Source organism: Sediminihabitans luteus, from assembly GCF_002797595.1.
In the GTDB taxonomy this organism is placed as follows: Bacteria; Actinomycetota; Actinomycetes; order Actinomycetales; family Cellulomonadaceae; genus Paraoerskovia; species Paraoerskovia lutea.
In genome coordinates, this window is the sequence record NZ_PGFE01000003.1 from 26,318 (window position 1) to 38,945 (window position 12,628).

Annotated in this window: 13 protein-coding genes and 1 riboswitch; of the genes, 9 read left to right on the top strand and 4 right to left on the bottom strand. The window is 74.3% G+C overall.

Features of this window, described 5'->3' with window-relative positions; genetic code table 11:
- The first annotated feature begins 17 nt into the window (after positions 1-17).
- Genes CLV28_RS09780 through CLV28_RS09790 form a run of 3 tightly spaced genes read left to right on the top strand, consistent with a single transcriptional unit; the run spans position 18 to position 1,863 of the window.
- Entirely contained in the window at positions 18-527 is a 510-nt protein-coding gene (locus tag CLV28_RS09780) for an OsmC family protein (protein ID WP_100423159.1), read from the top strand.
- 17 nt (positions 528-544) lie between these two features.
- Positions 545-1,402, top strand: coding sequence for a hypothetical protein (locus CLV28_RS09785; protein ID WP_239073381.1), 858 nt, complete (start codon positions 545-547; stop codon positions 1,400-1,402).
- Positions 1,399-1,863 carry an SRPBCC family protein gene (locus tag CLV28_RS09790; RefSeq protein WP_100423160.1) on the top strand — a complete coding sequence of 155 codons (465 nt, stop codon included), beginning with the start codon at positions 1,399-1,401 and terminating at the stop codon, positions 1,861-1,863. The genes CLV28_RS09785 and CLV28_RS09790 overlap by 4 nt, the downstream gene beginning before the upstream one ends.
- A gap of 30 nt (positions 1,864-1,893) precedes the next feature.
- Here CLV28_RS09790 and CLV28_RS09795 read toward each other — a convergent pair whose 3' ends face one another.
- Entirely contained in the window at positions 1,894-2,676 is a 783-nt protein-coding gene (locus CLV28_RS09795; protein WP_100423161.1) for a PadR family transcriptional regulator, read from the bottom strand.
- 128 nt (positions 2,677-2,804) lie between these two features.
- On the opposite strand from CLV28_RS09795, the gene ddaH reads away from it, so the two are divergent.
- The 5 genes from ddaH to CLV28_RS09820 all read left to right on the top strand — a co-directional run bounded on the left by ddaH (position 2,805) and on the right by CLV28_RS09820 (position 8,222).
- Positions 2,805-3,626: a dimethylargininase gene (gene ddaH / locus CLV28_RS09800; protein WP_100423162.1), complete on the top strand. Its 822-nt coding sequence runs from the start codon at positions 2,805-2,807 to the stop codon at positions 3,624-3,626.
- Positions 3,623-4,885 carry an ornithine--oxo-acid transaminase gene (gene rocD / locus CLV28_RS09805; RefSeq protein ID WP_100423444.1) on the top strand — a complete coding sequence of 421 codons (1,263 nt, stop codon included), beginning with the start codon at positions 3,623-3,625 and terminating at the stop codon, positions 4,883-4,885. The genes ddaH and rocD overlap by 4 nt, the downstream gene beginning before the upstream one ends.
- 107 nt (positions 4,886-4,992) lie before the next feature.
- Positions 4,993-6,279, top strand: a complete 1,287-nt coding sequence (locus tag CLV28_RS09810) for an aspartate aminotransferase type Ic (protein ID WP_100423163.1) — start codon at positions 4,993-4,995, stop codon at positions 6,277-6,279.
- A gap of 90 nt (positions 6,280-6,369) precedes the next feature.
- Positions 6,370-7,365, top strand: coding sequence for an ATP-binding cassette domain-containing protein (locus CLV28_RS09815; RefSeq protein ID WP_100423164.1), 996 nt, complete (start codon positions 6,370-6,372; stop codon positions 7,363-7,365).
- Positions 7,365-8,222, top strand: coding sequence for an ABC transporter permease (locus CLV28_RS09820; RefSeq protein ID WP_100423165.1), 858 nt, complete (start codon positions 7,365-7,367; stop codon positions 8,220-8,222). Before CLV28_RS09815 ends, CLV28_RS09820 begins: the two co-directional genes overlap by 1 nt.
- A 30-nt stretch (positions 8,223-8,252) precedes the next feature.
- On the opposite strand, the gene CLV28_RS09825 is transcribed toward CLV28_RS09820, so the two are convergent.
- The 3 genes from CLV28_RS09825 to CLV28_RS09835 form a co-directional block, all read right to left on the bottom strand.
- Positions 8,253-9,191, bottom strand: a complete 939-nt coding sequence (locus tag CLV28_RS09825; RefSeq protein WP_100423166.1) for a universal stress protein — start codon at positions 9,189-9,191, stop codon at positions 8,253-8,255.
- Positions 9,192-9,402: 211 nt separating this feature from the next.
- Complete coding sequence (locus CLV28_RS09830) at positions 9,403-10,206, bottom strand: C40 family peptidase (RefSeq protein WP_100423167.1); 804 nt, start codon at positions 10,204-10,206, stop codon at positions 9,403-9,405.
- Positions 10,207-10,209: 3 nt separating this feature from the next.
- A riboswitch (cyclic di-AMP (ydaO/yuaA leader) is annotated at positions 10,210-10,371 on the bottom strand.
- Positions 10,372-10,609: 238 nt separating this feature from the next.
- Positions 10,610-11,314 (bottom strand): iron-dependent transcriptional repressor DtxR, encoded by a 705-nt coding sequence (locus CLV28_RS09835; RefSeq protein ID WP_100423445.1) that lies wholly within the window; start codon positions 11,312-11,314, stop codon positions 10,610-10,612.
- 162 nt (positions 11,315-11,476) lie between these two features.
- Between CLV28_RS09835 and serC the strand changes: the two genes are divergently transcribed.
- Positions 11,477-12,625, top strand: a complete 1,149-nt coding sequence (serC, locus tag CLV28_RS09840) for a phosphoserine transaminase (protein ID WP_239073380.1) — start codon at positions 11,477-11,479, stop codon at positions 12,623-12,625.
- The last annotated feature ends 3 nt before the right edge of the window (positions 12,626-12,628 follow it).

Sequence of the window (12,628 nt, forward strand, 5' to 3'; positions counted from 1 at the left end):
CCTGGGATGATGGGCGTATGAGCACCGACCAGACGCAGCCCACGACCACGCCCGCCGACGACGAGATCGCGCCCTCCTCGCAGGCGCCGTCCGACCCGCTGTGGGTCGAGCGCACCGGCACGCGCACCTACACGGGGTTCTCCGCGCGCGGCGCGCAGGTCTCGATCGGCCCGGCCGACGTCGAGGGCGCGTTCACGCCCGGCGAGCTGCTCAAGCTCGCGCTCGCGGCGTGCGCCGGCATGTCGAGCGACGCGACGTTCGCGCGCCGCCTCGGCGACGACTACGCCGTGACGATCCGGGTCGACGGTCTCAAGGACCTCGACGACGACCGCTACCCCGTGCTGCGCGAGCGCTTCGAGGTCGACCTGTCGTCGCTCGACGACGCCGCGCGCGAGCGCCTGCTCACGGTCGCCGAGCGAGCGATCGACAAGACGTGCACCGTGGGGAACACGCTCAATGCGGGCGCGTCGGTCGAGCTGACGTTCCAGCCCGAGGGCGCGGGCCGCGAGGTCCAGCCGCAGGAGTAGCACCGACAGGAGTCCGCATGCCGAAGAAGCCCCGCCCCGAGACGCCTCGCGACCAGGTCGTGGCGCCCGGACCCGCGCAGGAGGAGCTGCCGCCGCTGCGCCGCACGCCCCTGCTCGACGCCGCGCTCGACAAGGCCGTGACGATCCCGTCGGCCGCGATCCGCGCGCACGTCGAGGGGCTGCGGCGACGCAACCCGGAGGCGTCCCCGGCCCGGCTGATCGCCCTGCTCGAGAAGGAGTACCTCACGGTCGTGACCGCCGCGGGCGGTGCGGTCGGTGCGGCGGCGGCCGTCCCGGCGGTCGGCACGGGCGCCGCGGTCGCGCTCACGTCGGGCGACGTCGCGACGTTCTTCGCGTCGTCGGCGGCGTTCGCGCTCGCCGTGGCCGACGTGCACGGGATCGCGGTCGACGACGTCGAGCGGCGCCGGGCGCTGCTGCTGACCACGGTCCTGGGCGAGAAGGGCGCGCGCGACGTCGAGCGCGCGGCGGGCGGCTCGGGCGTCGCGTGGGGCAAGGTCCTGCTCACGTCGATGCCCGCGGGCACGCTCAAGCAGGTCAACCGGGCGCTGTCGAACAGGTTCGTGCGCACCCAGCTCGTCAAGCAGGGCGGGCTCGCGTTCGGCCGGATCATCCCGTTCGGCGTCGGCGCGGTGGTCGGCCTCGCGGGCGGGCGGTCGCTCGGCACGGGCGTGATCGCGCAGTCCCGCGCCGCGTTCGGGCCGCCGCCCTCGACGTTCGGGCGCGTGCTCGAGGTCGTCGAGTCCACGGACCCGACCGCGACGCCCCGCCTGACCGCGCTCGACCCGCCCGAGGACGCCCCGGACCCGACGGCCCGCCGCGGCGTGCGCCGTCTGCTGCCCCGAGGCCGCTCGTGAGCCGCACGGCCGTGTCCCGGGTGATCGGGGTGCCCGCGTCGCGCGCGTACGCGTGGGTCGCGGACCCGCGCACGCACCCCCGCTGGATCCCGGTGACGCGCCTCGACGCGCTCGACGGCGCGGACTTCACGATGGTGTCGGGCCCGTTCGCCCGGCGCGGGGCGCCCGGGTTCGTGGACCGGATGACGACGACGGGCGGCGAGGCCCCCGGCAGCTCGTCGCGGGCGGACGGCGCGGGCTGGTCCGCCGTCGTCAAGCGCGGCCCGGTGCTGCTCGGCACGGCAGGGTTCGAGGTCGTGCCGCTCGCGGTCGACCGCTGCCGCGTCGTGTGGTGGGAGGACGCCTACCTCGCCGGGCCCGTACCCCGCAGGGTCACGGACCCGGCGGTCTCGCTCGTGCTGCGCGCGCTCGTGCGCACGTCGCTGCGCCGGCTCGACCGGGCGCTGACGGCGCACCGGTGACCTCGCGCGGCTGACCCCGACCGTCCGTGCTCAGTCGCGCGGCGCGTCGGGGCCGGGCGCTGCGGGAGCCGCAGCCGCTGCCTCGGGCGCCTCGGGCCCCGCGAGGATCAGGTAGAGCTCGCGGCGCGTGCGGTCCAGGAGCGCGAGGGCCTGCTCGACCTGCGCGTCGGTGCCCGTGCGGGCGACCTGCTGCACCGCGCCCATGACCGCGCCGATGCGCTGGTGCATCTCGACGCGTCCGCGCGGGCCCTGCTCGGCGACGGCCTGGAACGGGTCGCCGATCGCGTCGGCCTGCGCGGCGAGGTGTGTGCGCCCGGCCTCGGTGAGGCTCGCGAGCTTGCGCCCGCCGTCCGCCGTGATGGTCACGAGGCCCTCGTCCTCGAGGAGGTTGAGCGCGGGGTAGACCGCGCCCGGGCTGGGCTGCCAGATGCCGCCGCTGCGCTCGGCGATGTCCTGGATGAGCTGGTAGCCGTGCTTGGGTCCCTCGGCGAGCAGGAGCAGGACGGCGCCGCGGACGTCTCCGCGCGGGCCGCGGCGTCCGCGGGGTCCGTGCGGGCCGCCCCGGCGCGGGCCGGGACCGCCGGGCGCGCCGTCGGGGCCGGGGAACCCGCCTCGACGACCGCGGCCTCCGCCGCGGCGGTCGGACCGGTCGTCGTCGAGCCCGGCCCACCAGGCGGTGCCGCGGGGGTCGTGGTGGTGGGCGGTCCGCTCGTCGCCCCAGGGTGCGGTGCGGCGACGGCCGGCCTGGTCGAGGCCGGGTCCGCTCGGGGAGTGCAGGGGGGTGCGGAACGGGGTGTGGTCGTGGTTCGTCATGGTTCTCGTCTCCTTCTGTCGATGCATCAAAGATATATCGAAGAACGTACGACGGCAAGGCCCTGCGTGCCCCGCCCTCCCCGGTGCGCCCCGGGGGCACCCGCCGGTGTGCCGCCGTAGCCTGAGGCATGACCCGCCGCTACCTCATGTGCCGCCCGACCTACTTCACGGTGAGCTACCAGATCAACCCGTGGATGGACACCTCCCGGCCGGTCGACACGGCCCGGGCGATCAGCCAGTGGGAGCGGCTGCGCGACGTGCACCGCGACCTCGGTCACGAGGTCGTCCTGATCGAGCCGCTCACCGGCCTGCCCGACATGGTCTACGCGGCCAACGGCGCGACCGTCGTCGACGGGACCGCCTACTCGGCGCTCTTCAAGCACCCCGAGCGCGCGGCCGAGGGACCGGCGTACCTCGCGTGGTTCGCCGAGCACGACTTCGCCACGCGCGAGGCCCGGCACATCAACGAGGGCGAGGGCGACCTCCTGCTCGCGGGCGACCGGATCCTCGCCGGGTACGGGTTCCGCAGCGAACGCTCGTCGCACGCCGAGATCGCGAGCCTGTGGCACCGCGAGGTCGTGAGCCTCGAGCTCGTCGACCCGCGCTTCTACCACCTCGACACCGCGCTCACGGTCCTGCGTGGCGACGACGGCGCCGGCCCCGACCAGACCCCGGTCGACGTCGCCTACTACCCCGAGGCCTTCTCGCCCGAGTCCCGCGCACGCCTCGAGGCGCTGTTCCCCGACGCCCTGCGCGCGACCGAGGCCGACGCCGTCGTGCTGGGCCTGAACTCCGTGAGCGACGGCGAGCACGTCGTGATCAACCCCGCCGCGACCGACTACGCGGGCGCGCTGCGCGACCGCGGCTACGAGCCCGTGCCGGTCGACACCTCCGAGCTGCTCCTCGGCGGCGGCGGCGCCAAGTGCTGCACGCTCGTGCTGCGGTCATGACGCACGAGGCCCGCGGCGGCGCGCAGGCGAGCGCGCTCGCGCACAACTACGCGCCCCTGCCCGTGACGATCGCGAGCGCCGAGGGGTCGTGGGCCACCGACGTCACCGGCCGCCGCCACCTCGACATGCTCGCCGGCTACTCGGCGCTCAACTTCGGCCACCGGCATCCCGCGCTCGTCGCCGCCGCGCACGCGCAGCTCGACCGGGTCACGCTCACGTCGCGCGCGTTCGGCCACGACCTCCTCGAGCCGTTCGCCGCGCGCCTGGCCGCCCTCGTGGGACCGCACCTGTCCCCCTCGCCCGGGCACGCGGCGTCCGACCCTCTCGTGCTGCCCATGAACTCGGGCGCCGAGGCCGTCGAGACCGCGATCAAGGTGGCCCGCCGCTGGGGCTACGACGTCAAGGGCGTCGCGCCGGGGCGCGCGACGATCGTCGTGGGCACGGGGAACTTCCACGGCCGCACGACGACGATCGTGTCGTTCTCGGACGACGACGACGCCCGCGCCGGGTTCGGTCCGTACACGCCGGGCTTCCGGCTCGTGCCGTACGGCGACGCGGACGCGGTCGAGGCCGCGATCGACGACACGACCGTCGCGGTGCTCATGGAACCCGTCCAGGGCGAGTCCGGGGTCGTCGTGCCGCCCGACGACTTCTGGCCGCGGCTGCGCACGATCACGGCGGCGCGCGACGTCCTGCTGGTCGCCGACGAGATCCAGTCGGGCCTCGGGCGCACGGGCACGACGCTCGCGTGCGAGCTGTGGGGCGTGCGGCCCGACGTCGTCACGCTCGGCAAGGCGCTCGGCGGCGGGATCGTGCCCGTCTCGGCCGTGGTCGGGCGGCGCGACGTGCTCGAGGTGCTCACGCCCGGCTCCCACGGGTCGACGTTCGGCGGCAACCCGCTCGCGTGCGCGGTCGGTCTCGCGGTGGTCGACCTGCTCGCGACGGGTGAGCCGCAGGCGGCCGCGACCGAGCTCGGCGTCGTGCTGCACGCCGGCCTGCGCGCCCTCGTCGACGACGCGCTCCTGACGGGCGTGCGCGGCGTGGGCCTGTGGGCGGGCGTCGACGTCGACCCGCACGTCGCGACGGGGCGCGAGCTGTGCGAGGCGCTGCTCGCGCGCGGCGTGCTCGCCAAGGACACGCACGGGTCGACGATCCGGCTCGCGCCGCCGCTGACGACGTCGCGCGCCGACCTCGAGCTCGGGCTCGACCGCCTGCGCGACGCGCTGACGGACCTCGTCGCCCGCAGAGCCGCGGGCTGAGCCCCGAGCCGCCCAGGGAGGTGTGGCGCCGGCCTCCCACGTCCGGTCACGAAGGTTGTACGGAATCCCCTGCGCCCGGGCACGGGCGGGTCGTAGGATCGGGAAACGTGACCACCCTCGCGCTCTCCCCCGACGCCGCCGCCACCGTCCTCGCCGAGCAGCAGGAGGCCTACGCCGACCTGCGGGCCCGGAACCTCACGCTCGACCTGACGCGCGGCAAGCCGTCGGCCGAGCAGCTCGACCTCTCCGACGGGCTGTTCGCGCTGCCCGCGCCCGGCACGGTCGCGAGCGAGAACGGCGTCGACGTGCGCAACTACGGCGGCCTCGACGGCCTGGTCGAGCTGCGCCGCATCTTCGCCGAGCTCCTGGACGTGCCCGTCGAGCAGCTCCTCGCGGGTGGCAACGGGTCGCTCACGCTCATGCACGACACGCTCGCGTTCGCGACGCTGTTCGGCGTGCCGGGCGGCGAGCGCCCCTGGGGGCGTGAGGAGACCGTCACGTTCCTGTGCCCGTCGCCCGGCTACGACCGCCACTTCGCGGTGTGCGAGGCGCTCGGGATCCGCATGGTCCCGATCCCGATGACGCCCGACGGCCCCGACGCCGAGGCGGCCGCCGCGCTCGTTGCCGACGACCCGAGCATCAAGGGCATGTGGGTCGTGCCCACGTACGCCAACCCGGACGGCTCGGTCGTCACGACCGAGGTCGCGCGCCGACTCGTGTCGATGCCGACCGCCGCGCCCGACTTCCGGATCCTGTGGGACAACGCGTACGCCGTGCACCACCTGACCGACGACGAGGTCGTCAGCGCCGACGCGCTGGGCCTCGCCGCCGAGGCCGGCCACGCCGACCGGGTGCTCATGTACGCGTCGACCTCGAAGATCACCTTCCCGGGGGCGGGCGTGTCGTTCCTCGCCGCCTCGCCCGCGAACCTCGCCTGGTACAAGAAGCACCTCGCGGCGCAGTCGATCGGCCCGGACAAGGTCAACCACCTGCGGCACGCGCAGTTCTTCGGCGACGCCGAGGGCGTGCGCGCGCACATGCGCAAGCACCGTGACGTGATCGCCCCGAAGTTCGCCGCGGTCGAGCAGATCCTGACCGAGCGGCTCGGCGGCACGGGCGTGGCCCGGTGGACGACGCCGAAGGGCGGGTACTTCGTCAGCCTGGACGTGGTCCCCGGCACCGCGGCGCGCGTCGTCGCGCTCGCCAAGGACGCGGGCATCGCGCTGACGCCCGCGGGCTCGACCTACCCGTACGGCCAGGACCCGGTGGACGGCAACATCCGGCTCGCCCCGACCCTGCCCCCGCTGGACGAGGTCGAGGTCGCGATGGACGGCGTCGCGACGTGCGTGCTGCTCGCGGCGGCCGAGGCGGCGACGGGTTCGCTGCCCTCCTGAGCACCGCGCCTCGCGCGCACCGATGAATTCCAGGTGCGCGCGAGGTCCACCCCGGGTGACGATCGAACTCATCGACCCCAGGGAGACCACGTGAGCGACGACCTCGCCGTCGAGGCGCACGGCCTCGTCAAGCACTTCCGCACCGGAAAGTCCGTCACGCGGGCCGTGGACGGCGTCGACCTCGCGGTGCGCCGCGGCTCCGTCTACGGCGTCCTCGGCCCCAACGGCGCCGGCAAGACGACCGCGGTACGCATGCTCGCGACCCTGCTGCGGCCCGACGCGGGCACCGCGAGCGTGCTCGGCCACGACGTCGTGCGCGACGCCGACGCGGTGCGCTCGGTCGTCGGGCTCACCGGCCAGTACGCGAGCGTCGACGAGGACCTCACGGGCCTCGAGAACCTCGTGATGCTCGCGCGCCTGTACGGCTTCACGGCGCCGGGCGCCCGCCGCCGGGCGAACGACCTCATGGGTGCGTTCGGCCTCGCCGACGCCGCCGCACGCCAGGTCAAGACCTACTCGGGCGGCATGCGGCGGCGCATCGACCTCGCCGCGAGCCTCGTCATGAGTCCCGAGGTGCTGTTCCTCGACGAGCCGACCACCGGCCTCGACCCGCGCAGCCGCAACCAGGTGTGGGACATCGTCCGCGTGCTCGTGGACGACGGCGCGACCGTGCTGCTGACCACGCAGTACCTCGAGGAGGCCGACCAGCTCGCCGACCGTATCGCCGTGATCGACCACGGCAAGGTCATCGCCGAGGGCACCGCGACGCAGCTCAAGGCCTCCGTCGGTGAGGGCAGCGTGCAGGTGCGCGTCGCCGAGGCGGACGAGCGCCCCCGGGCCGCCGAGGTGGTCGAGCGCGTGCTCGGCACCGCGGTCGTGCTCGCCCCCGACCCGACCGCGCTGAGCGCGCGCGTGCCCGAGGACGGCGGTGACGCCGTCGCGCGCCTCCTGCCCGCGCTCGCCGAGGCCGGCGTGAGCGTGCCCGAGTTCTCCCTCGGCCAGCCGAGCCTCGACGAGGTGTTCCTCGCCCTGACGGGCCACGAGACGCAGGACGACTCCCCCACGACCGAGAGCGAGGTGGCCTGATGGCCGAGCGCACCGGGACCCGCACCGACGACGAGAACCTCGCGACGCCCGAGGCCGCGGCCCTGCGCGAGGCGATCGCGCTCGACGAGCGCCCGACCCGCCCGTCGCCGGTCTCCGCGACGCTCACGTTCGCGTGGCGCGCGCTGCTCAAGATCAAGCACGTGCCCGAGCAGCTGTTCGACGTGACCGTGACGCCCGTGATCTTCACGCTCATGTTCGTGTACCTGTTCGGCGGCGCGATCGCGGGCAGCACCGAGGAGTACCTGCAATACCTCCTGCCGGGCATCCTCGTGCAGTCCGTGCTGTTCACGACCGTCTACACGGGCTACACCATGAACACGGACATCACGAAGGGCGTGTTCGACCGGTTCCGCTCGCTGCCGATCTGGCGCCCCGCGCCCATCGTCGGCGCGCTGCTCGGCGACACCGTGCGGTACACCATCGCGTCGGTCGTGACCCTGCTGCTCGGCCTCGTCCTGGGCTTCCGTCCCGGTGGCGGCGTGGTCGGCGTGCTCGCCGGCGTGGTCCTGCTGCTCGTGTTCTCGTTCGCCCTGAGCTGGGTCTTCACGATCCTCGGTCTCGTGCTGCGCTCCCCCAACGCGGTCATGGGCGTCTCGATGCTCGTGCTCATGCCGCTCACGTTCGCCTCGAACGTGTTCGTCGACCCGGCGACCATGCCGGGCGTGCTGCAGGGGTTCGTCAAGGTCAACCCCGTCACGCACCTCGTGACCGCCGAGCGCGGCCTCATGGCCGGCACCGCCGGCTGGGACGACGTCGCGTGGGTCCTCGTCGCGGCGGTCGTGCTCACGGCCGTGCTGGCCCCCGTCACGATGCGGCTGTACAAGAACCGGAGCTGACCCGACCGCCGGGCCCCGGGGCGTGCCGGTTCAGGCGCCCTCGGGCTCGGCGCAGCGCTTGGTTACGACCATCACGGGGCAGACCGCGTGGTGCAGCACCGCCTGGCTCGTCGAACCGAGCAGCAGCCCGGCGAACCCGCCACGGCCGCGCGAGCCCAGCACGATGAGGTCGGAGGCCTGCGAGAACTCGGTCAGCAGCTCGGCGCCCGTGCCGTCGAGCACGATCCGCCGGATCGACAGCCCCGGGTTCTCGGCCTCGTGCCGGTCGACGATCACGTCGAGCCCGGCGGTGACGTCGGCCAGCACCTGCTCGTGGTCGACCGTCGAGGGCAGCCACGCGAGCAGGCCCGCGCCCGTGCCGACCGGCACGCCCGCCACGGCGACGACCTCGGCCCCCCACGCGCGGGCGGCCGAGACCGCCTCGGCGAGCGCGAGCTCCGCCCACGGCGAGCCGTCGACGCCGACCACGATCCGCTCGAGCGGGGCGATCCCGGGCAGCTGCGCGACGTCGTCGGGCGTGCGCCCCGCGTCGTCCTGCCGCAGCGGGACGACGACGGTCGGGCAGTAGGCGTGCGCCGGCAGGGCCGAGGACGTCGTGCCGAGCAGGCGCTCGGCGAACCCTCCCCGGCCGCGTGTGCCGACCACGGCGAGGCCGTGCTCGCGCGACAGCTCGACGAGCACGCCCGCGGCGTCACCCGTCATCAGCGTCGAGGTCACGGGCACGCCCGCGGCCTCGACCCGGGCGGTCGCCTCCTCGAGGACCGAGCGGGCGCCCTCCTGGATCGCGGTGTCGTCGAGCGCCGCGTAGCCGCCGTCGAGCGACGCGGCCGTGAACGCGGGCAGCGAGTAGCTGCACACGACGTGCAGCGACCACCCGATGCGTCGCGCGTGCACCGTCGCCCAGTCGAGGGCGTGCAGGCTCGGCGCGGAACCGTCCACGCCCACCAGGATCGTCGTCGGTCGGGTCATCGCGGACTCCTGTCGTCGGCGCGCAGCATGGGAACAACCTACCCACCCGCACCGCGCCAGGACACCCCGGGCCGTCCGTGTCGGTGTCGGACGACGCGGCGGGCCCGTCCGCCCGACGCGGCAGGCCCGTCCGCCCGACACGCACGAGAGTCCGGGGACGACGAAGCCCCGGTCACGGCGAACCGTGACCGGGGCTTCGGGAGAGGGTGTGTCAGCCGACGCGGATGAACGTCGGGTTCGACTGCCAGATCTGGCGGAACTGGATCGTCTTGCCGGGGCGCGGCGCGTCGATCATCGTGTTGCCGCCCGCGTAGATCGCGACGTGACCCGGGGTCCAGATGAGGTCGCCGGGCTGCGCGGCCGAGCGGGACACGACGGTTCCCACGTTGCGCTGCGCGCTCGACGAGCGGGGCAGCGTGATGCCGGCCTGCGCGTAGACGTAGCTGGTGAAGCCCGAGCAGTCGAAGCCCGAGGGGGTCGAGCCGCCGTAGACGTACGGGACGCCCACGTAGCGCGACGCGATCGAGATGATCGAGCTGTTCGCGGCGGCGGCCGGGGCTGCCGTGGCGGTCTCGGTCGTGGCCGCGGTCGACGCGGTCTCGGTCGAGGTGGTCGTCGTCGCGGCGCGCTCGGTCGTGCGGCTCACGGTCTCGACGCGGGGGGCGGGCTCCGGCTCGGGCTCGGGAGCCGGCGGCGGGGTGACCTTGACCTCGGTGACCTCGGTGTCCCACTTGAGGTCGGCGTCCACCTTGACGGTGGGGGCCGACTGGAGCGCGGTGCGCGCCTCGGCGGTGAGGTTCGAGGTGTCGACGGCGAGCTTGCCGGTGTCGGTGTCGACCGGCGCGGCGGTCGCGGGGGACGCGCCGAGCATCGACACGAGGATCCCGGAGGACGCGGCGACGACGGCGGTACGGCGACCGATGGTCGACGCGGCGCCCGACTTGGCGATCTGGGTGAGCGGCGTGATGGGTCGCCGGGCGGCGCGGTGGCGCGCCTTCGTCGTGCTAACGGTCACGTTGTTGCCTCTCCTGTACGCCTACGAAGTCAGCTGTCGGGTTCGGGTGGGAGAACACCCGGCCGTGCGGACCGAGGTCCGTCCGGCTTCACCCCAAGGACATCGTCTCCGATGCCCAGAATTGGGTCCCCCGCCCCTGTCGTTTCGGGTCGTCGTGAACCTCGACCGGCGACAGGGCTCGGCGTTCCGATCGAGGACTCTCTCGGAGGGAAGTCCGAGGAGCAGGACCGAACGTACATGACCTGGCGACGAATGTCACGCTCCGATCACGAAGGACGGTGGACAAACACGTCGCGCCCCGTCCCGGAGGGCCGTGGGGGCCGTCCAGGACGGGGCGCGAAGGATCTCGAAACGGTGCGGCGCAGGTGCCGCTCCGACGCTCGAAAGGTGCTGCGAGCAGGGGCTACGCGGTCACGAACACGTGGCGCGCGACGTCGTCCGGCAGGTCGAGGACCTCGGCCGCGCCGGGCAGCGCGACCCCCACGGACTCCGCGGTGTGCTCGACCAGGATCTCCGCACCGGGCAGGATCCCCGCGGCCGAGAGCCGCGAGAGCAGCTCGACGTCGGTCTGCAGCGGCTCGGCGATGCGGGCGACCGTGACGCGCAGCGGCTCGCCGCTCGTGCCGTTGCTGCCCACGTACGCGGGCAGCGAGACGACGCCCTGGAGGAACTCGACGTCCTCGAGGTTCTCGCCGAGCTCGGCGAGGCCCGGGATCGGGTTGCCGTACGGGTCGTGGTGCGGGTGGTCGAGCAGCTCGGTCAGCCGGCGCTCGACGAGCTCGCTCATGACGTGCTCCCAGCGGCATGCCTCGACGTGCACGTACTCCCAGTCGAGCTTGATGACGTCGGTCAGGAGACGCTCGGCCAGGCGGTGCTTGCGCATGACGCGCCGCGCCTTGGCCCAGCCCGCCTCGGTGAGCTCGAGGTGGCGGTCCCCCGTCACGACGACCAGCCCGTCGCGCTCCATGCGGGCGACCGTCTGCGAGACGGTGGGCCCGGAGTGGCCGAGACGCTCCGCGATCCGGGCTCGCAGGGGCGTGATGCCCTCCTCGTCGAGCTCGTAGATCGTCTTGAGGTACATCTCGGTGGTGTCGATCAGGTCGGTCACGTCGCGCTCCTGTCGCATTCGTCGCTGCGCCATGGCCCTGCGGGCCGCGTCGTCCAGTTTAGGCGGTCTCGGCACGCCTTCGTGGCGGGGCCCGCCCCGGGGCCGCGTCCGGCCACCGGGCGGGGCGCACGGGCGGCGTCCGACCGTGGCTATCGTGGACCCGTGCCCGAGACCACGCCCCCCACGTCCCCCGGCCTGACGATCCCGGCCGACCTCCTGCCGTCGGACGGCCGGTTCGGCTCCGGGCCGAGCAAGGTGCGCGCGGCGCAGGTGCAGGCGCTCGTGGACGCGGGCGCGACCGTGCTGGGCACGTCGCACCGGCAGGCGCCCGTGAAGTCACTCGTGCGCCGCGTGCGCGAGGGCCTGGGCACGCTGTTCTCGCTGCCCGAGGGCTACGAGGTCGTGCTCGGCAACGGCGGGTCGACGGCGTTCTGGGACGTCGCGACGCTGTGCCTCGTGCGCGACAAGGCGCAGCACGCGGCGTTCGGCGAGTTCGGGGCCAAGTTCGCCGCCGCGACGTCGCGCGCGCCGTTCCTGCGCGACTCGCAGGTGATCTCGGCACCCGCGGGCACGGTCGCGCACCCCGTCCCGGCCGAGGACGTCGACGTGTACGCCTGGCCCCACAACGAGACCTCGACGGGCGCCGCGGCCCCCGTGCGCCGCGTGCCCGGCTCGCGCGAGCAGGGCGCGCTCACGGTCGTCGACGCGACGTCGGGCGCGGGCGGGCTGCCCGTGGACGTCGCCGAGACCGACGCGTACTACTTCGCGCCGCAGAAGTCCTTCGCGTCGGACGGCGGCCTGTGGCTCGCGATCCTGTCGCCCGACGCCGTCGAGCGGGCCGCGCAGGTCGAGGCGACCGACCGCTGGGTGCCCGAGTTCCTGTCGCTCACGACGGCCGTGCAGAACTCGCGGCTCGACCAGACGCTCAACACCCCGGCCGTCGCGACGCTCGTGATGCTCGCCGAGCAGGTCGACTGGATGCTCGCGCAGGGCGGCCTCGCCTGGACGACGGCGCGCACCGCCGAGTCCTCGCAGCACCTGTACGCGTGGGCCGAGGAGCGCGACTGGGCGACGCCGTTCGTGGCCGACCCCGCCGAGCGCTCGGCCGTGGTCGGCACGATCGACCTCGACGACGCGATCGACGCGACCGCGGTCGTGGGCGCGCTGCGCGCCAACGGCGTGCTCGACGTCTTCCCGTACCGCAAGCTCGGGCGCAACCAGCTGCGCGTGGCGATGTTCCCCGCCACGGAGCCGGACGACGTGCGGGCCCTGACGGCGTGCGTGGACTTCGTGGTCGAGCGCCTGGGCTGACGG

Coding starts and splice junctions, on each gene's coding strand:
- CLV28_RS09780 (WP_100423159.1), top strand. CDS start 18: ATGAGCACCGACCAGACGCAGCCCACGACCACGCCCGCCGACGACGAG.
- CLV28_RS09785 (WP_239073381.1), top strand. CDS start 545: ATGCCGAAGAAGCCCCGCCCCGAGACGCCTCGCGACCAGGTCGTGGCG.
- CLV28_RS09795 (WP_100423161.1), bottom strand. CDS start 2,676: ATGACGAACCACGACCACACCCCGTTCCGCACCCCCCTGCACTCCCCG.
- ddaH (WP_100423162.1), top strand. CDS start 2,805: ATGACCCGCCGCTACCTCATGTGCCGCCCGACCTACTTCACGGTGAGC.
- rocD (WP_100423444.1), top strand. CDS start 3,623: ATGACGCACGAGGCCCGCGGCGGCGCGCAGGCGAGCGCGCTCGCGCAC.
- CLV28_RS09820 (WP_100423165.1), top strand. CDS start 7,365: ATGGCCGAGCGCACCGGGACCCGCACCGACGACGAGAACCTCGCGACG.
- CLV28_RS09825 (WP_100423166.1), bottom strand. CDS start 9,191: ATGACCCGACCGACGACGATCCTGGTGGGCGTGGACGGTTCCGCGCCG.